Annotated in this window: 16 protein-coding genes; 4 read left to right on the top strand and 12 right to left on the bottom strand. The window is 75.1% G+C overall.

Annotation, left to right across the window (positions count from 1 at the left end):
• The 4 genes from GA0070611_RS04365 to GA0070611_RS04350 all read right to left on the bottom strand — a co-directional run bounded on the left by GA0070611_RS04365 (position 1) and on the right by GA0070611_RS04350 (position 3761).
• Entirely contained in the window at positions 1-1434 is a 1434-nt protein-coding gene (locus tag GA0070611_RS04365) for a serine/threonine-protein kinase (RefSeq protein WP_091672440.1), read from the bottom strand.
• A 124-nt stretch (positions 1435-1558) separates the two neighbouring features.
• Positions 1559-2401, bottom strand: coding sequence for an SAM-dependent methyltransferase (locus tag GA0070611_RS04360; protein WP_091657817.1), 843 nt, complete (start codon positions 2399-2401; stop codon positions 1559-1561).
• 103 nt (positions 2402-2504) lie between these two features.
• Complete coding sequence (locus GA0070611_RS04355) at positions 2505-3386, bottom strand: helix-turn-helix domain-containing protein (RefSeq protein ID WP_407940428.1); 882 nt, start codon at positions 3384-3386, stop codon at positions 2505-2507.
• Between the two features lie 120 nt (positions 3387-3506).
• Positions 3507-3761 (bottom strand): DUF397 domain-containing protein, encoded by a 255-nt coding sequence (locus GA0070611_RS04350; RefSeq protein WP_091657808.1) that lies wholly within the window; start codon positions 3759-3761, stop codon positions 3507-3509.
• A 240-nt stretch (positions 3762-4001) separates the two neighbouring features.
• On the opposite strand from GA0070611_RS04350, the gene GA0070611_RS04345 reads away from it, so the two are divergent.
• Positions 4002-4637, top strand: a complete 636-nt coding sequence (locus GA0070611_RS04345; RefSeq protein WP_091657804.1) for a GGDEF domain-containing protein — start codon at positions 4002-4004, stop codon at positions 4635-4637.
• A gap of 34 nt (positions 4638-4671) precedes the next feature.
• Here GA0070611_RS04345 and GA0070611_RS04340 read toward each other — a convergent pair whose 3' ends face one another.
• On the bottom strand, positions 4672-5166 hold the full coding sequence (locus GA0070611_RS04340; RefSeq protein WP_091657799.1) for a type II toxin-antitoxin system PemK/MazF family toxin: 495 nt from the start codon (positions 5164-5166) through the stop codon (positions 4672-4674).
• A gap of 86 nt (positions 5167-5252) precedes the next feature.
• Between GA0070611_RS04340 and GA0070611_RS04335 the strand changes: the two genes are divergently transcribed.
• The gene (locus GA0070611_RS04335) at positions 5253-5879 is read left to right on the top strand and encodes a DUF4291 domain-containing protein (protein ID WP_091672437.1); all 627 of its coding nucleotides are present in this window, start codon (positions 5253-5255) and stop codon (positions 5877-5879) included.
• Between the two features lie 16 nt (positions 5880-5895).
• Here GA0070611_RS04335 and GA0070611_RS04330 read toward each other — a convergent pair whose 3' ends face one another.
• Together GA0070611_RS04330 and GA0070611_RS04325 are read right to left on the bottom strand one after the other, a co-directional pair.
• The gene (locus GA0070611_RS04330; RefSeq protein WP_091657795.1) at positions 5896-6204 is read right to left on the bottom strand and encodes a hypothetical protein; all 309 of its coding nucleotides are present in this window, start codon (positions 6202-6204) and stop codon (positions 5896-5898) included.
• A complete protein-coding gene (locus GA0070611_RS04325; protein WP_091657792.1) occupies positions 6201-6632 on the bottom strand; it encodes a class I SAM-dependent methyltransferase in 432 nt (143 codons plus the stop codon). Before GA0070611_RS04325 ends, GA0070611_RS04330 begins: the two co-directional genes overlap by 4 nt.
• A gap of 53 nt (positions 6633-6685) precedes the next feature.
• Between GA0070611_RS04325 and GA0070611_RS04320 the strand changes: the two genes are divergently transcribed.
• Positions 6686-7204 (top strand): NUDIX hydrolase, encoded by a 519-nt coding sequence (locus GA0070611_RS04320; RefSeq protein WP_091657788.1) that lies wholly within the window; start codon positions 6686-6688, stop codon positions 7202-7204.
• Positions 7205-7267: 63 nt separating this feature from the next.
• Complete coding sequence (locus tag GA0070611_RS04315; protein WP_091657783.1) at positions 7268-8500, top strand: serpin family protein; 1233 nt, start codon at positions 7268-7270, stop codon at positions 8498-8500.
• Positions 8501-8551: 51 nt separating this feature from the next.
• On the opposite strand, the gene GA0070611_RS04310 is transcribed toward GA0070611_RS04315, so the two are convergent.
• Genes GA0070611_RS04310 through GA0070611_RS04290 form a run of 5 tightly spaced genes read right to left on the bottom strand, consistent with a single transcriptional unit; the run spans position 8552 to position 23797 of the window.
• Entirely contained in the window at positions 8552-14059 is a 5508-nt protein-coding gene (locus tag GA0070611_RS04310) for a non-ribosomal peptide synthetase/MFS transporter (protein WP_091657780.1), read from the bottom strand.
• Positions 14059-17178 carry a non-ribosomal peptide synthetase gene (locus tag GA0070611_RS04305; protein WP_091657776.1) on the bottom strand — a complete coding sequence of 1040 codons (3120 nt, stop codon included), beginning with the start codon at positions 17176-17178 and terminating at the stop codon, positions 14059-14061. The genes GA0070611_RS04310 and GA0070611_RS04305 overlap by 1 nt, the downstream gene beginning before the upstream one ends.
• The gene (locus tag GA0070611_RS04300) at positions 17175-17363 is read right to left on the bottom strand and encodes an MbtH family protein (protein WP_091657772.1); all 189 of its coding nucleotides are present in this window, start codon (positions 17361-17363) and stop codon (positions 17175-17177) included. Before GA0070611_RS04300 ends, GA0070611_RS04305 begins: the two co-directional genes overlap by 4 nt.
• Position 17364: 1 nt before the next feature.
• On the bottom strand, positions 17365-18318 hold the full coding sequence (locus GA0070611_RS04295) for a TauD/TfdA family dioxygenase (protein ID WP_091657768.1): 954 nt from the start codon (positions 18316-18318) through the stop codon (positions 17365-17367).
• A gap of 25 nt (positions 18319-18343) precedes the next feature.
• Positions 18344-23797, bottom strand: a complete 5454-nt coding sequence (locus GA0070611_RS04290) for a type I polyketide synthase (protein WP_091657763.1) — start codon at positions 23795-23797, stop codon at positions 18344-18346.
• Between the last annotated feature and the right edge of the window lie 3 nt (positions 23798-23800).

Below are 23800 nucleotides of genomic sequence, written 5' to 3'. Positions count from 1 at the left end.
TCACCCCTGGCCGCGTCCCCCGCGCAGCTGCCCGTACGCGTCGAGCAGCTGCTGGAGCTGGTCGGCCGTGGCCTGGTCGAGCTTGCCGTCGTCGGCGGCCTCGCCGATCTTCTCCTGGAGGTCGTCGAGGCGCTTGGCCCGGTCCTTGGGCTTGCCCCGTTCCAGCTCGGCGGCCTTCTCGCGCAGCTCGTTGGCGGTCTTGCGGTCGATCCGGCGGTCGGAGACGGCCTGGTTCAGCACGGCGGCGAAGCGGGCGGTGATCTCCCGCAGGGTGGTCGGCGCGGGCCGGGTGGTGGGGGGTGCGGTGGTGGCCGGCTCGGGCGCGGCGGTCGACTCGGTGACCGGCTCCGCGGCGGGCGCGGAGCCGGCCGGCTGAGCGCCGGTGCCCGGTTCGGAGCCGCGGTCGAACAGCAGCGTGCCGACGAGGCCGAGCAGCAGCACCAGACCGGCCGCGACGAGCACCCCCAGCAGCCGGTTCGACCGGTCGGGGCGCGGTGGGGCCGGTGGCGGGGTCGGGCGCACCGGCGCGGGAGCCCGGTCGATCAGCGTCTGCTCGGGCCGGCCGATGGTGGGCAGGATGGCGGTCGGCGGGTCGGCCGGCAGGCCGGCACCGAACCGGGCGGCGAGCTGGGCGGCGCTGGGCCTCCGGGCCGGATCCACGGCCAGGCAGGCGAGGGTGAGGTCGGCGACGTCGGCGGGCAGGCCGGGGATGCGCAGCGGCGGCACCGGGGGGCGGCGGGCCTGCACGTCGAGCACGTCCTCCCAGGTCTGCACGGGCAGCGGGGCCCGTCCGGTGAGGGTGCGGTAGAGCAGCGCGCCGAGGGCGTACACGTCGCTGGCCGGGTCGGCCGGGCCGGGCGTCATCCGCTCCGGCGCGAAGTAGGCGGGGGTCCCCATCAGCAGCTCACCGGTCTGCCCGGCCAACGGGTGCCGGGGGCCGACCAGCGAGGCGATGCCGAAGTCGAGCACCTTCGCGCCGGTGTCGGTGAGCATCACGTTGCCCGGCTTGATGTCGCGGTGCACCACGCCGAGCTTGTGCGCGGCGGCCAGCGCGGCGGCCACCTGCCCGGCCAGCCGGACCGCCTCGGGCCAGGGCAGCGGGCCGGCGGTCAGCCGGTCGCCGAGCGTGCGTCCCTCGACCAGCTCCATCACCAGGTACGGCACCAGCGAGCCGTCCGGCAGGGTCGCCTCGCCGTAGTCGTACACCTGGGTGACGTGCGGGTGGGTGAGCCGGGCCGCGGCGCGGGCCTCGCGCTGGATGGTGGCGCGCAGCTGCGGGTCGGCGGCGAGCTTCGTGGCGAGGGCCTTGACCGCCACCGGGCGGTGCAGCACCTCGTCGTCGGCGCGCCACACCTCGGACATCCCGCCGAGCCCGATGCGCTCGCGCAGGACGTACCGATCGTGCAGCCGCAGGGTGGGCGTGAACGGCGACATGGTGGACCAGTCTGCCTGGCGGTGGGCCGGGCGCACCAACCCGGTGCCCGATTCCGTCCCGACCGGCCCGTTCCGGGCGATCCGGACCTGACGCGGGGTGGCGCCGGCCACCCCGCCGGGTGGGTCAGGGCTTGCGGGCGACCCCGCCGTACATGCTCACCTCGGCGACGGTGGGCCGCGGCCCGGCCACCTCGTCGGCGCGCCACTCGGAGACCGAGCAGATGCCGGGCTCGATCAGGTCGAGCCCGGTGAAGAAGCGGCTGAACTCGTCGCGACCGCGTAGGTTGATCACGCCGTGCGGGCCGCCGCCGCGGGCCGCGATCCTGGCCTCCGCCGCCAACTGCGGCGGCAGGTAGTCGTGGGTGGCGTGCGAGGCGGCGAGGAAGCTGCCGGCGGGCAGCGCGTCGAGCAGCCGGGTGACCGCCGCGTACGGGTCGTCGCCGTCCGGCACGAAGTGCAGCACCGCCACCAGCATCAGCGCGACCGGCCGGGAGAGGTCGAGGGTGCGTCGCAGGTCGGGGTGGCCGAGGATCTTCTCCGGGTCCCGCAGGTCGGCGTCGATGTACGCGGTGGCGCCCTCGGCGGAGCTGGTCAGCAGGGCCCGGGCGTGGGCGAGCACGATCGGGTCGTTGTCGACGTAGACCACCCGGGCCTCGGGGGCGATCGACTGGGCCACCTCGTGGGTGTTGTCGGCGGTGGGGATGCCGGTGCCGATGTCGAGGAACTGCCGGATGCCGGCCTCCCGGGCCAGGTGGCCGACGGCACGCTGGAGGAACCGCCGGTTCTCCACCGCGCTGATCCGGATGCTCGGGAAGAGCGCGGCCATCTGGTCGCCGGACTCCCGGTCGGCCTGGAAGTTGTCCTTGCCGCCGAGCCAGTAGTTGTAGCGGCGGGCGGGGTGGGCCACCGAGGTGTCGATCCGGTCGCTGGGGTGGCCGGGGTCGCTCACGGGCACTTCGGTGGTCACAGCTGCCTCCAGCCTCTGCGCCACCTCCGCCGGTGGCGTCCGTCCACTGTCGCCGGTACGCGGACATGGTAATGCCCGACCCGGCCGGGGCGACGCCCGCCGGTCAGCCGGGATAGAGCTCGTCGCGGATCCGGGCGAGCAGCTCCGGGGTCCGCTCCGGCGGGGCGGCCTCCACGCAGAGCCGTTCCATGGCCAGCGCGTAGTAGTCGAGGTCGTCGCGCTTGTCGAGGTAGATGGCGCTGGTGAGCTGCTCGATGTAGACGATGTCCGGCAGGTCCTGGTCGCCGAAGCGCAGGATGCTGAAGGCCCCGCTGGCGGCGGCGTGCCCACCGGCGTCGAACGGGACGATCTGGAGCCGCACGTGCGCCGCGGTGGTGGCCTCGATCAGTGCGTCGAGCTGCTGCCGCATCACCGCCGGCCCGCCGATCGGCCGGCGCAGCGCGGCCTCGTCGAGCACCGCCCAGAGCTGCGGTGGGGTGCTGCGGCGCAGCACCTGCTGCCGCTCCATGCGCAGCTTCACCCGCCGGTCGACCTCGGCGGTGGGGGCGTTGCGGTGGCCGAGCAGGATCACCGCGCGGGCGTAGTCGGCGGTCTGCAGCAGACCCGGCACGAACTGCACCTCGTACGTGCGGATCAGCGCGGCGGCGGCCTCCAGGCCGAGGTAGGACTGGAACCAGCCGGGCAGCACGTCGCCGTACCGGTGCCACCAGCCGGGGCTGTTCGCGTCGCGGGCGAGTTTGAGCAGTGCCTCGCGGTCGTCGGCGGCGGTGACGCCGTAGAGGGTGAGCAGGTCGGTGACGTCGCGCTCCTTGAAGCCGACCCGACCCAGCTCCATCCGGCTGATCTTCGACTCGGAGGACCGGATCTCCCAGCCGGCGGCCTCCCGGGTGACCCCGGCTTCCTCCCGCAGCCGACGCAGCTGCGCCCCGAGCAGCATGCGCAGCACCGTCGGCCCGCTGGTCGGACCGCCCTCGGTGGGCACCATGGTCACCGCTCGCCCCTCGCCTGCCGACTGTCGTGGCCGGACGCCCCAGCCCGGCCGACGTGTAAGCATGCCATGGACCGTCAGTGAGGAGAACTCCTCCGGACGGCCGAGTCGGTCCCGTCAGCGGGACGGCGGCCGCGCGATGAGATGGTCGAAGTCCCCGTCGCGCGCGCCGAGCACGAAGGCGGCGATCTCGTCCACCGTGTAGATCAGCGCCGGCCCGTCCGGGTGCCGGGAGTTGCGCACCGCGATCCCGGCGCCGCCGGGGAGTTCCGCCAGTTCGACGCAGTTGCCGCTGGGGTTGCTCCGGCGGCTCTTCTGCCAGCGCAGCGGTGGCAGGTGACTGGTCGGTACGCCGTTCTGGGGCTGCTGCATGGGGCGTCCTTCTGTGGAAGAGCCGGCCGATGCCGCGGGGAGGGGCGGTGGGTGGCGGCGGGGGTGTCGTCGTCTGGCGCCCGAGATGCACGTGCATCTGCTATTGCATCTGCAATGGACAGTGGGCATGATAACGCACGTGCGGTGTACCCAGGTGTTCACTTTGGGTGACCCCACTCCCGGCTGCGACCAGGGAAAACACGGTCGCCGGCAAGGCCGAGGCTGCGGTGAGGAGGGCGCGTGCCGGACCCGATGACCGTCGCTTCCGGTATCTCCGCCGCCGGCGCCCTCGTCTCCGCCTGGCAGCTGCGCCGCCGGGCCCTGCGCGCCGAGGCGGAGATCGAACTGCTCCAGGCCGAACTGGAGGCCGAGCGGCACGCCGCCAGCCACGACCCGCTCACCGGGCTGCCCAACCGGCGCGCCTTCTTCCGGATGGCCGCGGCGCTGCTCACCGACGCGGCCGGCAAGCCGCTCGTCGCGGTGGTGCTCGACCTCGACGGCTTCAAGCAGGTCAACGACCGCTACGGGCACGCCGCCGGGGACCAGGTGCTGATCAGCGTCGCGCAGCGGCTGACCGCGTTCGCCGGGGACAACCTGGTGGCCCGGCTGGGCGGCGACGAGTTCGCCGGGCTGCTGCGCGGCCCGACCATGGACCGGCGCTGGATCGAGCAGGCGACCCGGCGGCTCTGCGAGGCGCTCGCCGACCCGATTCCGCTCGGCGCGCGCACCGTGCGGGTGACCGCCTCGGTCGGGCTCGCCCCGGTGCACGGCCCCACCCAGCTCACCGACGCGCTCTGCCGCGCGGACGCGGCGATGTACCAGGCGAAGAGCGTCGGGGCGAGCCGGGTGCCGCGCCAGCTGATGGCCGAGTGCTGAGCGCGGCCCGGTCCGCCGTCACGGCGCGGAGTCCCTACCGCCAGCCGTAGCCGGCGCGCAGTGCCTGACCCACCCGGTCGAAGCGGGGCCGGTCCAGCACCGCGCCCTCCCGGCGGATGCTGTCCTCGCGCATGGTGAGCACCCGGTCGAGGCGTACCCAGCTGGGGCGGTGGTCGCGGTCCCACTCCCCCGGGCCGAGCGCCAGCCAGTGCCGCTGCCCGTCCCGCTCGCTCTGGCTGGACAGCATCAACCCGAACAGCGTCCGGCTCTGCCGGCCGACCACCAGCACCGGGCGGTCCTTGCCCTGCCGCGGGTCGTCCTCGTACGGCACCCAGGTCCAGACGATCTCGCCCGGATCGGCCTGCCCGTCCGGCTCCGGGGCGTACGACAGCTCCCGCCGTTGCAACGCGCTCACCTGGCGGCGCCGGGCCACCTGCGCCGGAATGCGCGCGGGGCTGCCGGCGGGCGCGCCCGCACCCCCGGTGAGCCGACCCAACCTGGACGCCACGTTCCTCAACAGACCTGCCACGGCGGGCAGCCTATCGTCCGGCGCAGCCGGGCGCGCGGCGGCGAAACCCGGTGGCCGGCGCCCCCGTCACCCGCCACCATGACCGGGTGACCGTGCCCCGCCAACAGATCCGCGCCGCCTTCACCGCCGACACCCTGACCGTGTACCAGGCGTACCCGCCGGAGATCGCCGACGCGGCGCTGGCCGCCGGCCGGTTCGTGGCCCCGTTCAAACGGGAGCGGATGACCTGGATCAAGCCGTCGTTCCGCTGGATGATGTACCGCTGCGGTTGGGCGCTCAAGCCCGGCCAGGACCGGGTGCTGGCGGTCGAGATCAGCCGGACCGGCTTCGCCTGGGCGCTGTCCCGGGCCGCCCTGAGCGGGTACGACGCCCGGCTGCACGCCGACCGGGCCGCCTGGCGCCGCCAGCTCAAGCACAGCCCGGTACGGGTGCAGTGGGACCCGGAACGCTCGCTGCGGCTGGCGCCGCTGCCGTACCGGGCGGTGCAGGTGGGGCTCACCGGGGAGGCGGTGCACCGGTACGTCGACGACTGGATCGTCGGGCTGCGCGACGTGACGCCGCTGGCCCGGGCGGTGCACGACCGGCTCACCGCCGGGGACGAGCCGGGCGCGGCGGCGCTGCTGCCGGTCGAGCGCCCGTACCCGCTGCCCGTCGAGGTGGCCCGGGTGATCGACGCGGACCCGGGCCCGGCGACCGACACCGGTCGGGCCTGAGCCCGGCCGCGGCCGGTCAGGCCGGGCGGCGGGCCAGCACCAGCGTGGTGCGCAGGTCCAGCACGACCCGGCCGCCGAACCCGTCGATCGCCGCGCCGACCGTGGCGCGGACCCGCTCGCGCCGTGCCGGCGGGCGGCGCAGCTGCGACGAGAGCGTGTCGAGCAGGCGCAGGTACGCGGCCGTGTCCAGCGGCACCTCCCGGCGGAACCGCCGGGTGCCGACGTCGGTGAACAGGCCGCTGCCGGCGACGTCGGCGTGGAACCAGTCCTCGGGGGTGTCCCGGCCCGACCCCGGATCGGCCGACTCGACGGCGGCCCGGATCACGGCCCGGTGCGCCGGGTCGACGTGGTCGTAGCGGTGCGCGAAGACGGCCAGCGTGCCGCCGGGACGAGCGCGTCGTGGGCCCGCCGGTTGCGGCCGGCCGGATCGAGCAGGTGCCAGGCCATCGCGCAGGCCAGCGCCGGCACGCCACCGGCCGGCGGGGTCCACTCCTCGAACGGGACGACCACCACGTCGACCTGCGGGAAGCGCTCGGCCAGCGCGGCGGCCATCCGCCGGTCCGGCTCCACGCAGGTCATCGCCGCGCCCAGCCCGAGCAGCGTGCGGGTGGCCAGCCCGGTCCCGGCGCCCACCTCCACCAGGGTGCCCGGCGACCCGCCGTGGTACGTGCGCACCGCCTCGACGAGCGCCGCCGGATAGCCTGGCCGGGCCTCGTCGTATTCGCCGGCCACCTCACCGAAGAGCTGCGACATGGTCGCCATCCTCCCAGCGGGGACCGGCCGGCGCCGACCCTCCTGGAGGAGCCGTGCACCCGGAACTGCCCGCCGACCTGCCCGTCGTCGAACGCCGCGCGGTGCGGCTGGTGGTGCGCGACGTCACCGACCGGCTGCTGCTGTTCCACACCCACGATCCGGACCATCCCCGCCTCGGCACCTGGTGGGAGCTGCCCGGCGGCGGCCTCGACCCCGGGGAGACGTACCTGGAGGCGGCGGTGCGGGAGCTGCGGGAGGAGACCGGGATCGTGGTCCGCCCGGACCAGGTCGGCGCGGCCAGCTGGCGACGCCGGGCCAGCTTCGTGCACCGGCAGCGACGCCACCTCCAGGACGAGGTGGTGGTGCCGGTCCGGCTGCCGGGGCCGGGACCCGACGTCGACGAGACGGAGCGGCTCGACTACGAGCTGGAGGACTACTTCGGCTTCCGCTGGTGGCCGCTCGCCGACCTGCTCGCCGAACGCCCCCGCTGCTACCCGGGTCGGCTGCCCGAACTGCTGCCGGCGTTCCTCGCCGGCGAGGAGATCGACGAGCCGTTCGAGCTGTTCTCCTGACCTGGCCCGGGATCCGTGTCGGGCGGGCGTGCCGGACGAGCCGCCGACCGGCACAGTGGAGCGGTGAACCCACTCCACGGACCCCTCGCCCGCTACGCCGAGCGGCTGCACCGCGCCGCCGGCGACGACCACCACGTCACCTCGCCGCTCGGCGCCTGGCTGCTGCTCGCCCTGACCGGCACCGCCGCCAGCGGCGACGACCGGCGAGCGCTGGCCGAGGCGCTCGGCACCGACGTCGAGCAGGCCGCCGCGACCGCCCGGGCGTTGCTGGAGACGCCGCACCCGCTGGTCGCCTCCGCCAGCGCGGTGTGGGAGCGGCGGCCGTTCGACGGCCTGGCCCGCTGGCGGGCCGGCCTGCCGCGGCGGACCGCGACCGGCCCGCTGCCCGGGGCGGCGGCCCTGGACGCGTGGGCGCGCGAGCACACCGCCGGGCTGATCGACCGGTTCCCGGTCGAGGTCACCCCGCAGACGCTGCTGGTACTCGCCTCCGCCCTGGCCACCCGGCTGTCCTGGGCGGACCCCTTCGAGGTGACCGAGGCGGCCGGGCTCGGCGCGGGCAGCGCCTGGGCGGGCCGGCTGCGCCGGGCGCTGCGGACCCCGCAGTGGGGGCACGACTGCGCGATCGCGAACACCGCGCGGGCCGGCGAGGTGGCCGTGCACGCCGCCCCGGCCCGGCCGGTGGCCGAGGGCGACGGGGCCGGGATGCTGGTCGTCTCGGTGGCCGCCGCGCCCGAGGTCGCCGCCGGGGACGTGCTCGCGGCCGCCCAGGAGCTGGCGGTGGCCGCGGCGACCGGCGCCATCCCGGGCCGGCGGTCGCTGTTCGACCTGCCGCTGGGCGACACCCCGCTCTGGAGCCTGTCCGAGCGGCCCACCCGGACCTTCGCCGCCGACGGTCGGGAGGAGCAGGCCACCGCCGTGCTGCCCTGCTGGGCGGTGCAGAGCACGCACGACCTCTCCGGCGCGGGTTTCGGCTTCGACGCGGCGGCGCGCGCGCTGGGCACGCTGATCGACGCGCCGCTGCCGGCGTACGAGGTGCGGCAGACGGCGGTGGCCCGCTTCGGGCGGTTCGGCTTCGAGGCCGCCGCGCTGACCGGGATGGCGATGGCGGTCGCGCTGCCGCCGGAGGGGGTGGCCCGGATCGCGGAGCTGCGCTTCGGGCACCCGTACGCGGTGGTGGCGGTGGCCACCGACGACGCGGGCGGGCCGTGGCACGGGGTGCCGGTCTACTCGGCCTGGGTGGCCGAGCCGGCGGAGCTGCCCGAGTCCGAGCTGGCGGATCCGCCCACCGACTGGTGACGCGGCGGGGCCGCCGGCTCCGTGCCGGCGGCCCCGTCGAGGCGGTACGGCTCAGGCCTCGACCAGCTCCCCCTCCGCACGCTCGGCGGCCCGGGCGGCGAGCCGCCGTTCCCGCTCCTGCGCGCCGATCAGGTCGTCGGGCAGCGAGTCCTCGACCTCCAGGTCGAAGCGGCGCAGCAGCCGGATGGCGAACCCGCCCAGCGTGATCAGCACCAGGATCAGCCCGAAACAGACGTACGCGAAGCCGATGCCCCGGCCCGGACCGGTGCCGATCACCGCGCCGACCGAGTCGGCGAGCGCTCCGCCCGGGGCGAGCATCGGCTCGAACAGGGCCGTGGCGCCCGGCGCGAGCAGCGCGAAGCCGATCGGCAGGGTGGACCAGGAGATGGTCTGGTTGAGGCTGAACACCCGGCCGTGGAAGCGCTGCGGCACCTTGACCTGGACGATGGTCGCGTAGATCGACTGCGCGGTGGTCATCGCCATGGCCAGCCAGCACATGCCGACGCAGATCATCGTCAACGAGGCGTCCAGACCGATCAGCACGCAGCCGATCGCGGTGGCCAGGTTGCCGATCAGCACGCCGATCATCCGCCGCCGGCGCGGACCGCCCCAGACCGACATCAGCACGCCGCCCGCCACCGCGCCGGCCGCCTCGGCCAGCGCCACCTGCGCCACCTGGGTGGGGCCGCCGAAGGAGAGCACCAGCGGGGTGGCCAGCACCAGGGCGGGGGCGAGGAAGATGTTGCCCAGCGCGAAGTAGCCGAGCATCAGCCGGAAGCCCCGGTGCTGCCAGGAGTAGCGCATGCCGTTGGCGATGGCGACCAGCAGCCGCTCCCGGGGCCGCCAGCCGAGCAGGTCGGGGAAGCGGACCACGGCCAGCGTCGCGATCGCCACCACGTAGCTGGCCACGTCGACGAGCAGGATGCCCTTGAGTTCGATCGCGGCGAGCAGGCCGGCGGCGAAGACCGGCATCAGCAGGGTGGCCACCCCGGTGGAGAGCTGGGTGATGCCCATCGCGTGCCCGAGGTAGCGCTTCGGCACCAGCTGCGGCACCGCGGACTGGAACGCGATCCGCTGGAACGACCCGGCGACCGAACTGAGCGCCACCAGGGCGTAGATGTGCCAGAGCACCAGCGAGTCGGTCCACAGCAGCGCGGCCAGCACCAGCTGCACCGTGCCGGCGACGGAGCTGGTCAGCATCATCACCTTGCGCCGGTCGACCCGGTCGATGATCGCGCCGGCCACCGGCAGCATCAGCACGCCGCAGACCAGCGCGAGCGCCCAGAGCAGCCCCAGGTCGGCGACCGAACCGGTCCGGTTGAACAGCCAGATCGGCAGGGCGAACGCGGTAAGCGCCGAGCCGGTGCTGGACACGAGCTGCCCGACGGTGACCGCCAGGAAGCGTCCCATGCTCGGTTTCACCACGGCCTTCGCCGGTTGCTCCGCCGCGCCGACCCGGAGCCGGTCGAGGACCACCCAGTCGGCGTCCTCACCGCGGGCCGCCGGGCCCAGCGGCGTGACGTCCCCGGCGGTCACCGCCGGGTGGACCCGGGTGACGATCTCGGCCAGCTCCCCGGCGCGGTACTTGAGGAAGAAGTGGCCGGCCTGGTCGAGCACGACGAGGCCGAGGGTGTCGCTGAGGAACTGCCACTCGGCGTACCGCTCGCGGTAGTAGTCGGTGACCGGGTCCTCGGAGCCGACCACCGAGATGATCGGGGCACGCAGCTTCGTCGCCCGCTGGTCGAGCAGCCGGGTGAAGTACTCCTCGGAGGCGCGGGAGTCGGCCCGCATGTTGCTGATGATCCGGTCGGCCTGCTCCGGGTCCAGCTCGTCGGTGTCGACGCCCATCGACTTGAGCCAGCTCGCGTAGTGCCGGTTGCTGCGCAGCTGCTCCAGCCGGTTGCGGGCCCGGGCGAAGAGGCCCTTCGGGCGGGCGAAGGGGAACATCGCCCCGATGTAGACGGCCTCGATGTCGCGGCCGGCCGCCTCCACCTTGCGGGCCACCTCGGCGACGATCGCGCTGCCCACGCCGCAGTGGCCGTAGAGGGCGATCGGGCCCTCGACCCGTGCCAGGATCTCCTCGGCCACCCGGCCGGTCAGCTCCTCGAAGGGCAGCGCGTCCTCGGCGAGCCCGACGTCGTGGCCGGGGATCGCCAGGGACCAGAGCGCGTGCCCGGCGGGCAGCGCGTCGGCCAGCGGCTGGTAGACGATGGCGCTGCCGCCGCCGTACGGGACGCAGACGTACGACAGCACCCGCCGGTCGGCCGGCACCGGCTTGGTCAGCTCGTAGAGCAGCCGACGCGGCCCCTCCTGGGTGGCGTCGCCGGTGATGAACCCGGCCAGGTCGCGGATGGTCCGCTGCTGGAACAGGTCCATCACGCCGACCGCCCGGCCGCCCAGCTCCGCCTTGCGGATCTTCGCGACCACCTGGGTGGCGAGCATCGAGTGCCCACCCAGGTCGAAGAAGTCGTCGTCGATGCCGAGGGTGTCCACACCGAGCACCTCGGACCAGATCGCGGCGAGCGCCCGCTCGGTGTCGTCGCGCGGCTCGACCAGCGCCACCGACGCCTCGCGGGTGACCACCGGCGCGGGCAGCGCCCTGCGGTCCAGCTTGCCGTTGGGGCTCAACGGCAGCGCGTCGAGGGTGACGAACGCGGCCGGCACCATGTACTCCGGCAGCGTCTCCTTCAGCGCCGCCTTCACCGCGCCGTGCTCGGCCGACCCGACCAGGTACGCGGTGAGCCGCTTGTCGCCGGGGCTGTCCTCGCGGACGATCACCGCCGCCTCGGTCACCCCCGGCTGGTCGCGCAGCGCGCTCTCGATCTCACCCAGCTCGATCCGCAGGCCGCGCAGCTTCACCTGGTGGTCGATCCGGCCGAGGAACTCGATCACGCCGGAGCCGTCCGGACCGACCACCCAGCGGGCCAGGTCGCCGGTGCGGTAGAGCCGGTCGCCCGGCTGGCCGGAGTACGGGTCGGGGACGAACTTCTCGGCGGTCAGCGCGGGCCGGCGGTGGTAGCCGCGGGCCAGGCCGACGCCGCCGATGTGCAGCTCACCGGCGACGCCGACCGGGCACTGCCCGCCGGCCGGGTCGAGCACGTGCAGGCGCAGGTTGGCGATCGGCGCGCCGATCGGCACGCCGGTCACCTCCGCCAGCCGGGCCGGCTCGCAGGCCCATGCGGTGACGTCGATGGCCGCCTCGGTGGGGCCGTACAGGTTGTGCAGGCCGCACCAGGGCAGCCGGGCGGTGAAGTCGACCGCCGAGGCGAGCGGCAGTTCCTCGCCGGAGCAGATCACCCGGCGCAGCGCGGTGGCCGCCTCGACGCCCTCCTCGGCGAGGAAGACGGTGAGCATGGACGGCACGAAGTGCGCGGTGGTGATCCGTTCGGCGACCAGCAGGTCGCGCAGGTAGCCGGCGTCCTTGTGGCCGCCGGGCTTGGCCAGCACCAGGCGGGCGCCCTCGCGCAGCGGCCAGAAGAACTCCCACACCGACACGTCGAAGCTGGCCGGGGTCTTCTGCAGCACCGCGTCGTCGGCGCCGAGCCGGTAGGTCTTCTGCATCCAGTCGAGCCGGTTGACGATGCCCCGGTGGGTGTTCGGCACGCCCTTGGGCCGGCCGGTGGAGCCGGAGGTGTAGATGACGTACGCGAGGTGTTCCGGGCCGGCGGTGGGGGCCGGGTCGGTGGTCGGCTGGTCGGCCCAGACCGGGGCGTCGTCGAGGTCGAGCACCTCGGCGGCGGTGGCCGGCAACACGTCGCGCAGGTGCCGCTGGACCAGCACCACCGGGGCGTCCGCGTCGGTGAGCATGAAGGCCAGCCGGTCGGCCGGGTACTCCGGGTCCAGCGGCAGGTACGCGCCGCCGGCCTTGAGCACGCCGAGCAGCGCGGCGACCAGCTCGACGGAGCGTTCCGCGCAGACCCCGACCAGGGTCTCCGGCCTCACCCCGGCGGCGCGCAGCCGGTGCGCGACCCGGTTGGCCGCCGCGTTCAGCTCCGCGTACGTGAGGCTGCGTCCCTCGACGGTGAGCGCGACGGCGTCCGGGGTGGCCGCGGCGCGCTCCTCGATCGGGCCGTGCAGGGTCTGCTCACGCGGGAAGTCGGCGGCGGTGTCGTTCCAGGCCGCCAGCAGCTCGCGTTCCCCGGCGGGCAGCAGCGCCAGCCGGGAGACCGGGGTGTCGGGGGCGGCGACGATCGCGTCGAGCAGGGCGGTCCAGCGCGCGGCCATCCGCTCGACGGTGTCCCGGTCGAACAGGTCGGTGTTGAAGACCAGCTTCCCCCAGAGCCCGTCGGCCACCTCGACGGCGTGCAGCTCGAAGTCGAACCGGGTGGCGCGCAGCTCCATCGGGGTCCAGTCGAAGCTGACCGCCTCGGCGCCGGACACCCCGGAGACGCCGGAGAAGCGGCCCATCTCGTAGTTCTGCAGCACGAACATCGACTGGAACACCGGGGAGCGGCTGACGTCGCGGGGCAGGCCCAGCTCGTGGACCACCTTCGCGAACGGCACGTCGGCGTGCTCGAAGGCGTCCAGCACGCCGCGCCGGGTGCGCTCCAGCAGCTCGGTGAAGCTCGGGTCGCCGGCCAGCTCGGCCCGCAGCGGCAGCATGTTGATGAACATGCCGACCACGTTCTCCAGCTCCGGCGCGGAGCGCCCGGCCACCGACGCGCCGACGGCGAAGTCCTCCTGGCCGGCGTGCCGGGCCAGCAGCACCTGGTACGCGGCGAGCAGGGTCATGAAGAGGGTGCCGCCGGCCGCCCGGGTCAGCTCGCCGAGCCGGTCCAGCACGTCCCGCCCGACGGTGAACTCGACGAAGTCGCCCCGGTAGGTCTGGGTGGCCGGCCGGGGCCGGTCCACCGGCAGCTCCAGCGGGGTGATCCCGGCGAGGCGCTGCTTCCAGTAGTCGACGTGCGCCCGCGCCTGCGGGCCGTCCAGCTCCCGCGCCTCCCAGACCGCGAAGTCGCCGTACTGGACGGGCAGGGTGGGCGGCTCGCCGCCCCGGTAGGCGGTGATCAGGTCGCGCAGCAGCACGTCGACCGACCAGCCGTCGCCGACGATGTGGTGCTGGGCGAGGAAGAGCACGTGGTCGTCCTCGGCCAGCCGGACCAGCAGGGCCCGCAGCAGCGGACCCTGGGCCAGGTCGAACGGTTCGGCGGCGGCCGCGTCGACGAGCGCCTGCGCGGACTGCTCGTCGGCGGCGTCCACGATGGTCAGCGGCACCTCGACGGTCCCGGAGACCACCACGGTGGGCCGGCCGTCGGCGTCCGCCGGAAAGCGGGTCCGCAACGACTCGTGCCGGGCGGTCAGGGTGGCCAGGGCGGCGCGCAGCGCGTCCACGTCGAGCGGGCCACGCACCCGCAGCGGCACCGCGATGTGGTACGCGGCCTCGCCCGGGGCGAGCTGGTCCATGAACCAGACCCGCTCCTGGGCGTACGACAGCGGCACCTCGGCGTCGGCGGGCCGGGGCGTGATCCGGGCCGTGGGAGCGGCCTGGCGGGCCCGCAGTCGCCGGGCGATCAGCGCCTGCCGGGCCGCTTCCCGGGTCGGATCCTTCAGGTCGGTCATCAGCGCGCTTCCTCTTCCGCCGCGAGCAGCGCGGCGACCTCGGTGTCGGAGAGTCCGTCGAGTTCGGCGGCGATCCGTTCCTCGATCCGGGCGGCCAGGTCCGCCACCACCGGGCTGCTGAACAGCGCCCGCATCGGCAGCTCGACGTCGACCTCGGCGCGGATCCGGGCCATCGCCCGCATGCCGCGCAGCGAGTTGCCGCCGAGGGCGAAGAAGTCGTCCAGGGCACCGACCTTCTCCACCTGGAGGATCTCGGCGAAGACCTCGGCGACCAGCGACTCGGCGTCGGTGCGCGGCGGCACGTAGCTGTCCTCGGCGGGCGCGACGGTGGCCGGGGCCGGCAGCGCGGCCCGGTCCAGCTTGCCGTTCGGGGTCAGCGGCAGCGCGTCGAGCCGGACCAGCGCGCTCGGCACCAGGTGCGCCGGCAGCTCACGGGCCAGCTCGGCGCGGACCGACTCCTCGACGGCCGGGCCGACCAGGTAGCCGACCAGGACCGGCTCGCCGGAGTCGATCCGGACCGCCGCGGCGGCCGCCCGGACGTCCGGGTGGGCCAGCAGCGCCGCCTCGATCTCGCCCAGCTCGATCCGCATGCCGCGCACCTTGACCTGGTCGTCGCGGCGGCCCAGGTACTCCAGCGAGCCGTCCGGCCGCCGGCGGGCCAGGTCGCCGGTGGCGTACATCCGCTGCCCCGGCGGCCCGTACGGGCAGGGCAGGAAGCGCTCGGCGGTCAGCCCCGGGCGGCGGTGGTAGCCACGGGCGAGCTGGGTGCCGGCGACGTACAGTTCGCCGACCACGCCCGACGGCACCGGCTGGAGCGCGGCGTCCAGCAGCAGCGCACGGGTGTTCCAGGTGGGCGTGCCGATCGGCACCGGGCCGGGCGGGACCGGCTCGCCGGGGGCGATCCGGGCCGCGACGCAGCCGACGGTCGCCTCGGTGGGGCCGTACTCGTTGATCACCGCGACGTCCCCGTGCGCGGCCCGCCAGCCGGCGAGCTGCTCGCCGGTCAGCGCCTCGCCGCCGATCACCAGGTCGGTGGTGGGCGACAGCTCGCCGTCGAGCAGCGGCAGGTGGCTCGGGGTGACCTTCAGGAAGTCCGGCCGGCCACCGGCGCGGGCCGCCGGCTCGTCGATCGCGGCGAGCCGGACCGTGCCGCCCGCGGTGAGGGTGCCGAGCAGGCCGGTGACGGTCAGGTCGAACGCGACCGGCGAGTGCAGCAGCGCGGTGCCGGCCAGCCCCGGATAGGTGTGCCGGGCCCACGCCAGGTAGGCGGTCGCCGCCCGGTGCTCCACCACCACGCCCTTGGGCCGGCCGGTGGAGCCGGAGGTGTAGAGGACGTAGGCGGGGTGCTCCGGGCGCAGCGGCGCCCGCCGGTCGGCGTCGGTGAGGTCCGCGCCGGACTGGTCGGCGCCCACCTCCCCGTCCAGCACCAGCGCCTCCCCCGGCACCAGGGCCGCGGTCTCCGGGGCGGCCACCACCAGGGCCGGCGCGGCGTCCTCCAGCAGGTACCCGATCCGCCCGGCCGGGTAGGTGGTGTCCACCGGCACGTAGGCGGCGCCGGACTTGAGCACCGCGAGGATCGCCACCACCAGGTCGCAGGAGCGCGGCAGCGCGAGCGCGACCCGGTCCTCCGGGCCGGCGCCCCGGGCCACCAGCAGCCGGGCGAGCCGGTTCGCGGCGGTGTTCAGCTCGGCGTACGTGAGTCCGACGCCGTCGCAGACCAGCGCGACCGCGTCCGGGGTGGCGGCGGCCTGCCGCTGCACCTCGTCCGGCACGGTGCTCGGCGGCACGTCGTGGGCGTCGTCGGCGCCGGTGCCGAGCAGCCGGTCGGCGTCGGCGGGGGCGAGCAGCGGCAGCCCGGCGACCGGGCGGTCGGGGTCGCCCACCGCGGCGTCGAGAAGCCGGACGTAGCGCTCCACGACCGCCTCGGCGGAGGACCGGTCGAACAGCTCGGTCCGGTAGACCAGGCGGCTCTCCCCGGTGGTGATGTCGAAGGCCAGGTCGTCCTTGGTGGTGCCGAGCCGCACCGGGTCCAGCCCGGAGTCCGGGATGAAGTTCAGCGCGGTCTGGAAGATCGGCTGCACCGACGGGTCACGCTGCGGGTCGACCGCCTCGACGATGCGCTGGAACGGGGTCTGGCCGTGGTCCATCGCGTTGAGCAGGCCGTCGCGTACCCGGTTCAGCAGTTCCCGGAAGGTCGGGTCGCCGGTGACGTCGCAGCGCAGCGCCACCGGGTTGACGAACATGCCGATCAGCGGGGCCAGCTCGGGACTGTCCCGGCCCGCGGTGGAGACCCCGACGACCACGTCGGTGTCGCCGGAGATCCGGGACAGCAGCGCCGCGAAGCCGGCCAGCAGCACCATGTACGGGGTGGCTGCGGCGCCGGTGGCCAGCGCGCCGACCCGGTCGAGCAGCCCCTCCGGCAGGTCGAAGCGCACCTCGTCGCCGGCGAAGCCGAGGCGGGCCGGGCGGGGCCGGTCCAGCGGCAGCCCGGTCACCGGTGGCGCGCCGGTGAGGTGGTCGGTCCAGAAGGCGAGCTGGCGGTCCAGCTCCGCCCCGGTCAGCTGGCCCCGCTGCCAGACCGCGAAGTCCGCGTACTGGATGGGCAGCTCCGGCAGGTCGGGCTCGACGCCGGCGAGGGTGGCCTCGGTGATCGCGGCGAGTTCCCGGTGGAACAGCACCGCCGAGTGGCTGTCGAAGACCGCGTGGTGCACCACGAACATCAGCCACCAGCCCTCGTCCACCCGCAGCAGGCGGGCCCGCCACAGCGGTGGCGCGTCCAGCGGGATCGGGGTGCGGGCCAGCTCGCCGCGCAGCTCCTCGACGCGGGCGTCACGCTCGGCGGCGGACCGGCCGCTCAGGTCCTCGGCCGGTACGCGGACCGGCTCGTGCGCCCGGATCACCTGCACCAGCACGCCGTCGTCGACCCGCAGGTGGGTACGGAGCGCCTCGTGCCGGGCGACCAGCCGGTCCAGCGCGGCGGTGGCCGCCTCGGCGTCCACCGCGCCCGGGAAGCGGTACGGGACGGAGACGTTGAAGACCGGCGACTCCGGGTCGAGCTGGTTGGCCATCCACACCCGTTCCTGGGCGAAGCTGGCCGGGAAGGTCCACTCCTGGCTCATGAGGTGGCCTCGCGCACCGAGCGGGGACGCATGTCGGTCCAGACGGTGTCGATGTGCGCCAGGCACTCCTCACGGCTGCCGGCGAAGCCGGCGTCGTGCCAGCCCGCGGGCAGTTCGCGCTCGGCCGACCAGATCGAGTACTGCTCCTCGTCGTTGCGCACGACCAGGAAACGGGGCTCGGCCATCTCAGTTCGCTCCAGGGGTGTCGGGGGTGTGCGGTTCGGCCATCGCGACGGCGATCTTGCGGGGCCCGGTGTACGGCTCCCGCGCGTGCGCGGCGGTCATGTTGTCCACCACCAGCACGTCGTCGCGCCGGTAGTCGAAGCGGACGCTGGCGGACCGGTAGGCCGCGCGCAGGTGGTCCATCACGTCGGCGGGGATCTCGCCGCCGTCGCCGTAGTAGGTGTTCGACGGCAGCCCGTCCGCGCCGAACATGTCCAGCAGCCCGTCCTGGTAGTCCTTCGGCAGGGTGCTGAGGTGGAAGAACGTGGCGTGGTTGAACCAGCGCGGGGTGTCCGAGCCGGGCCGGAAGTGCACCACGTCCCGGACCGCCCGGGTACGCAGCGAGTCCGCGCCCACCCACTCGACGGTGATCCCGTTGGCCGCCGCGTACGCCTCGACCTCGGCCCGGTTCTCGGTGTTGAACACCTCCTGCCAGCGGGTGCCGAAGTCGCCGTGGAAGTTGCGCACCAGCATCCAGCGCCGCCGGACGAACTCCTCACGTACCGCCGGGTCGATCGCCTCGTACACCCGGCGGATGTCGGCGAGCGGGGTGGCGCCCTGCGTCAGCGGCGGGGTGATGCAGTAGAAGAAGAGGGTCAGCGGCCAGCGCGCCTGGTACGAGTTCTCGTTGTGCAGGAAGATCTCCTCGTCCGGCGGGTAGTCGGTCGAGGTGTAGACCCGGCCCTTGATGGAGTGCCGGGGCGAGGAGCGCTCGGTGTAGGTCAGCGGTTCCCCGGACAGGGCGCGGACCGCGCGGTCGAAGCCGTCCACGCCACCCACGTCGAAGCCCCGGAACAGCAGCCCGCCGTGCTCGGCGAGGGCGGCCCGCAGCTCGGCGCGGCGCGCGTCGATCAGGTCGGTCAGCTCCCGGCCGTCGTTCTCGATGACCACCGGGAGCGTGGCGATCGTGTCGCTCATGCTGGTTCTCTCCTGTCTGTCCTGATCAGGCGCGGGGCAGCCGCGGGATGGCCGGGATCGCCGCCGGGGCGGCCGGTTCGTCGGCGGGCGCGTTCGCGCGCAGCTCCTCGATCCGGGCCGCCAGGCCCGCCACGGTGGGCGTCTCGAAGAGGCTGCGCATCGGCAGCCGCACCCCGGTGGCCTTGCGCATGGCCGCGATGAGCTGCACCGCGACCAGCGAGTTGCCGCCGAGGGCGAAGAAGTCGTCGTCCACGCCGACCTCGGTGACACCCAGACCGTCGCGCCACACCTGGGCGACGGTCTTCTCCAGCTCGGTCGACGGCGCGGCCGAGCCGCCGCCGGCACCGGTCACCCCGGTGGTCGGGGCGTCGGTCTCCGCCGCCAGGCTGTCGGTGGTGACCCGGGCCGCCCGGCGCCGGATGTCGGCGACGGTGCGGGTGGTGATGACCACCTGCGCGCCGAGGCCGGCGGTGAGGCTGCGGCGGAACGCCTCCGCCCCGTCCACCGGCCGGATGTCCTCGGTGACCGGGGCCGGCGCGGCCGCGCCGCCGGCCGGGGCGTCGGCCAGCCCGCCGGTCACCGCGCCCTGGTCCACCTTGCGCAGCACGAAGTCGCTGATCCCGACGAGTTCCCGACCCTCGGTGTCGCGCAGGGACAGGTCGGCGGCGACCACCTCGTCGGTGGCGCCGTCCCGGTGCCGCAGGTGGCTGTGGAAGACCGCCGGCAGCGGCCCGCGCACCACGATCCGGCCGTACGACAGGGGCAGGTAGGTGCCGGAGCCCTGGCCCCGGCCGAACGCGGTGGCCACGTCCAGCAGGGCCGGGTTCAGCCCCCAGGAGGGCAGGTCGGCCAGCACGGCGGCCGGGGCCTCGACCCGGGCCAGCTCCTCCCCCTCGGCCAGCCGGTGCTCGGCCAGCGCCGCCCAGCGCGGGCCGAAGGTGAGCATGCTGGTACGGCCCCGACCGAACGAGGCGTCGTCGTCGACCCGGCGGCCGGCGACGGTGGGCGTACCGGCCGGCGGGGCGGGCTCCGTGGTCCATCCGGCGGCGCCGCGCACGTGGCTGCGGAGCCGGCCGGCGGCGAGGCTGGCGACGGTGAAGTCGACGCCGTCGTCGGTCGGGGTCAACTCCACCCGGTACTGGGCGACCGTGCCGTCCGGCACCGAGAACGGCTCCAGGAAGACCACGTCGCGCAGTTCCACGGCCGCCGCCGGGCCGGGGGCGGGCAGCGCGGCGGTCACCGCGGCGCGCACCGACTCCAGGTGGGCGGTGCCGGGCACCACCGGCACCCCGCCGATCCGGTGCTCGTCGAGCAGCCAGTGGGTGTCGGCGGAGACCAGACCGTGCAGCACCGTGCCGTCCGGTCCGGTGACCTTCGTGGTCAGCACCGGGTGGTCGACCGGGGTGGTCACGGTGTCCCGGCCGGCGGCCCGGAACGCGGCCGGCGCGGCGGTCTCCACCGCCATGCCGACCTCGGCCCAGCCGCCCCAGTTCTGCGACACCACCGGCGCCCGGAACCCGAGGCCGGCCCGCGCCCAGGCGTCCAGGAAGCTGTTGGCCGCGCAGTAGTCGACCTGGCCGAAACCGCCGATCACCGCGGTGATCGAGGAGCAGAGCGCCACGAAGTCCAGCGGCAGGTCACCGAAGACCTGGGCCAGCGCCAGGGTGCCGGCCAGCTTCGGGGCCAGCACGCGCTCCGCCTCGGCCCGCTCCTTGATCTCGGCCATGCCGCCACCGGCCAGGCCGGCGGCGTGCACGATGCCGTCCAGCCCGCCGAAGCGCTCCTCGGCGGCCGCGCGGACCCGGCGCAGGTCCGCCGGGTCGGTGACGTCGGCCGCGAGCACCAGCACCTCGGCCCCGGCCGCCTCCATCCGGCGGATCGCCGCGATGGCCCGGCCGGCGCGGTCGGCGCCGCCGTGCACCGCCAGGTGCTCGTCCCACTTCTCCCGCTCGGGCAGGCCGGAGCGGGCCAGCAGGACCAGCCGGGCGCGCACCCGGTGGGCGAAGTCCTCGGCCAGGGTGACGCCGATGCCGCCCAGACCGCCGGTGACGAGGTAGCGGCCCTCCTCGCGCAGCACCCCGGGCTCGTCCTCGGCGGCCACGGTGACCTGCTCGTACCCGCCCACCCAGCGCCGGTCGCGGCGCAGCGCCACCTCCGGGTGCTCCGGGTCCACCGGGCTGCGCAGCTCGGCGGCGAGAGCGGCCACGCCCCGCGCGGCGCGGTCCGCGTCGACCAGCCGGACGGTGAGGCCGGGCAGTTCCGCCGGCAGCACCCGGGCCAGGCCGGCCAGGGTGGCGTGCTCGGGGCGGACCAGGTCGTCGCCCCGGACGTCGCCGATGCCGGCGGTCACCAGGTCGAGGCCGAGGCCCTGCTCGTCGGCGGTCAGCCCGGCCCCGGCGAGCGCCTGCACCAGGTGCAGCGCGCTGAAGAAGCCCCGGTCCTGGGCGGCCCAGGCGGCGGCGATGTCGGTGCCGGCCGGCTCGCCGTCGAGGGCGTACGCGTGCACGATGCGTCGGGGCAGGTCGGCGCCGAGCGAGGCGACCAGCGCCTCGTGGTCCTCGCGGGCGCCGGGGCGCAGCCGGAAGCCACCGGAGGTGGCGGTGAAGGCGTCGCCGGCGCGTACCTCGACCGGGTCGTCGCCGGCGGCCCGCAGCGCGGCGACCAGCGCCTCACCGCGCGGGCCGTCGACCAGCACCAGGCAGCGGCCCAGCGGCGTGACGGTCCGGGTGGGGGCGGCCTGCCGCCACACCGGCACCGCGAACCACTCCGGCAGCGGCCGGGGCCCGGTCTCCACCGGCGCGGCGCTCGCCTGCTCCACCGGGTCCGGGTCCACCCAGTAGCGGCGCCGCTCGAAGGGGTACGCGGGCAGCGGCACCCGGCGGGCGTCCGGGTCGACGGCCGGGCGCACCGGCACGCCCGCGCACCACAGCGCGCCGACGCTGCCGAGCAGGGTGGCCAGGTCGCCGGTGCGGTCGCCGGGGCCGGGCAGGCTGGCCAGCGGGGTGAGCGTCCGCTGCGCCTCGGACGCCTTGGCGACCTGCATCCGGGCCAGGTTGGCCAGCTGTCGGCCGGGGCCGCACTCGACCAGTGCCCAGGTGCCCTCGGCGAGCAGGGTCGCCACGCACGCGCCGAACCGGACCGGCCGGCGCAGGTGCGCCGCCCAGTACGCCGGGTCGGTCGCCTGCGCCGCGGTGATCCAGGTGCCGGTCACGTTGGACAGGAACGGCACGGCCGGCGGGCGCAGCGGCACGGCGGCCATCAGCGCGGTGAACTCGTCGAGGATCGGCGCCATCATCGGCGAGTGGAACGCGTGCGAGGTGCGCAGCACCTTGCTCTTGCCCTTGAGGGTGGCGGCGAACTCCTCGATCAGCGGCGTCTCGCCGGCCACCACGCAGGTGCCGGGGCCGTTGACGGTGGCGACGGAGAGCCCCTCGGGCAGCCGGTCGGCGACCGCCGACTCGTCCAGCGCGACCGCCAGCATCGAGCCGGCCGGGAGCGAGTGCATCAGCCGGCCCCGGGCGGCCACCACCCGCAGCGCGTCCGGCAGGGTCAGCACGCCGGCCACGGTGGCGGCGACGTACTCGCCGATGGAGTGGCCGATCATGGCCGCCGGGGTCACCCCGGCCCGCTGCCAGGCGGTGGCCAGGGCGTACTCGACGGTGAACAGGGCCGGCTGGGTGTAGCGGGTCTCGGTGAGCTTCTCCTGCGCCTGCGGGTCGCGACCCAGGATCAGGTCGCGCAGGTCCAGGCCCAGCTCGGGGCGGAGCAGTTCGGCGCACTCGTCCACGGTGGCCGCGAAGGCCGGGTCCTCGGCGTAGAGCTGCGCGCCCATCCCGGCGTACTGCGAGCCCTGGCCGCTGAACAGGAAACAGACGGTCGGCGCTGGACGGTCGGTCAGCCCGCGATGTCCGCGCCGCGGATCGCGGAGTGCGGCAGCCGCCGTCGGGAGGTCGGTGGCGACCACGGCCGCGCGGTGGGCGTACCCGGGGCGGCCGACGCGCAGCGTGTGCGCGACGTCGGCGAGCAGCTCGGGGCCGCCCTCGGTGGCCGCCTCCAGGCGGTCGGCGAGCCGGCGGACGGCGGCGTCCAGGGCGGTGGGGGTCTTCGCCGACACCTGGAGCAGGTGGGCGGGGCGGACCCGCCGCTCCCCCCGGTACGCGGCCGGCGCCTCCTGGAGCACCACGTGCGCGTTGGTGCCGCCGATGCCGAACGAGCTGACCCCGGCCCGGCGCGGGCCGTCGCTGTCCCACTTGGTCAGCGTGTTCGCCACGTAGAACGGGGTGTCGGCGAAGTCGATCCCCGGGTTCGGCGTCTCGTAGTTGATGGTCGGCGGGATCAGCCCGTGTTCTATCGCGAGCACCGTCTTGATCACGCTGGCGATGCCGGAGGGCTGGCTGAGGTGGCCGATGTTCGACTTCACCGAGCCGATGCCGCACCAGCCCCGGTCGTCGGTGTCCTTCGTGTAGACGGCGGAGAGCGCGGCCACCTCGATCGGGTCGCCGAGCGCGGTGCCGGTGCCGTGCGCCTCGACGTAGCTGATGGTGCGCGGGTCGATCCCGGCCATCCCGACCGCCTGCGCGATCGCCTCCATCTGCCCGTCGATGCTCGGCGCGGAGAAACCGACCTTCGCGGCGCCGTCGTTGTTGATGGCGTTGCCGAGCACCACCGCGCGGATGCTGTCGCCGTCGGCGATCGCGTCGGAGAGGCGCTTGAGCAGGGTGACCCCGACACCGCTGCCCCACACCGTGCCGTTCGCGCCGGCGTCGAACGGGCGGCACCGGCCGTCCGGGGAGGTGAAGCCGTCCATGCCGAGGTAGCCGACGTGCGGCAGCTCGATGTTGACCCCGCCGGCCAGGGCCATGTCGCACTCGCCGTTGCGCAGCGCCTCGCAGGCCAGGTGGAAGGCGACCAGCGAGGTGGAGCAGGCGGTGTGCACGGTCAGCGACGGCCCGCGCAGGTCCAGCCGGTACGACACGTTGGTGGCGACGTAGTTCGGCGAGTTGCTGGTGGCGATGGAGACCGCGCCGTGCGGGTTGCCGCCCACCCGCTTGTTGCGCACGACGAACCGGTGCAGGTAGGTGTTGCTGCCGGTGCCGGCGTACACGCCGACCGCGCCGTCGTAGCGGCCCGGGTCGTAGCCGGCGTCCTGCAACGCGGTGTAGCAGGTCTCCAGGAAGAGCCGGTGCTGCGGGTCGGTGATCTCGGCCTCGCGGGCGGTCATCCCGAACAGGCCGGCGTCGAACTCGTCGTAGCCGTCGACCAGCGGGGCGCGGTTCACCCAGCCCGGGTCGTCGACCTCCTCGGGAGTGGCGCCACGGGCGAGCTGCTCCTCGCGGGTCAGCTCGGTGACCGACTCGACACCGTCGACCAGGTTGCGCCAGAACTGCTCGACGTCGGCGGCGCCGGGTAGGCGGGCCGCGAGGCCGACGATCGCGATCGGTTCGATGCCATCGTCGCTGGCGGGAATGTCGTTGTGCATCGG

Source organism: Micromonospora auratinigra (assembly GCF_900089595.1).
GTDB lineage: Bacteria > Actinomycetota > Actinomycetes > Mycobacteriales > Micromonosporaceae > Micromonospora > Micromonospora auratinigra.
Note: the sequence above shows the minus strand (reverse complement) of the source record. Positions and strands in the feature narration are given on the sequence as shown.

Coding starts and splice junctions, on each gene's coding strand:
- GA0070611_RS04365 (WP_091672440.1), bottom strand. CDS start 1,434: ATGTCGCCGTTCACGCCCACCCTGCGGCTGCACGATCGGTACGTCCTG.
- GA0070611_RS04355 (WP_407940428.1), bottom strand. CDS start 3,386: ATGGTGCCCACCGAGGGCGGTCCGACCAGCGGGCCGACGGTGCTGCGC.
- GA0070611_RS04350 (WP_091657808.1), bottom strand. CDS start 3,761: ATGCAGCAGCCCCAGAACGGCGTACCGACCAGTCACCTGCCACCGCTG.
- GA0070611_RS04325 (WP_091657792.1), bottom strand. CDS start 6,632: ATGTCGCAGCTCTTCGGTGAGGTGGCCGGCGAATACGACGAGGCCCGG.
- GA0070611_RS04310 (WP_091657780.1), bottom strand. CDS start 14,059: ATGACCGACCTGAAGGATCCGACCCGGGAAGCGGCCCGGCAGGCGCTG.
- GA0070611_RS04305 (WP_091657776.1), bottom strand. CDS start 17,178: ATGAGCCAGGAGTGGACCTTCCCGGCCAGCTTCGCCCAGGAACGGGTG.
- GA0070611_RS04300 (WP_091657772.1), bottom strand. CDS start 17,363: ATGGCCGAGCCCCGTTTCCTGGTCGTGCGCAACGACGAGGAGCAGTAC.
- GA0070611_RS04295 (WP_091657768.1), bottom strand. CDS start 18,318: ATGAGCGACACGATCGCCACGCTCCCGGTGGTCATCGAGAACGACGGC.
- GA0070611_RS04290 (WP_091657763.1), bottom strand. CDS start 23,797: ATGCACAACGACATTCCCGCCAGCGACGATGGCATCGAACCGATCGCG.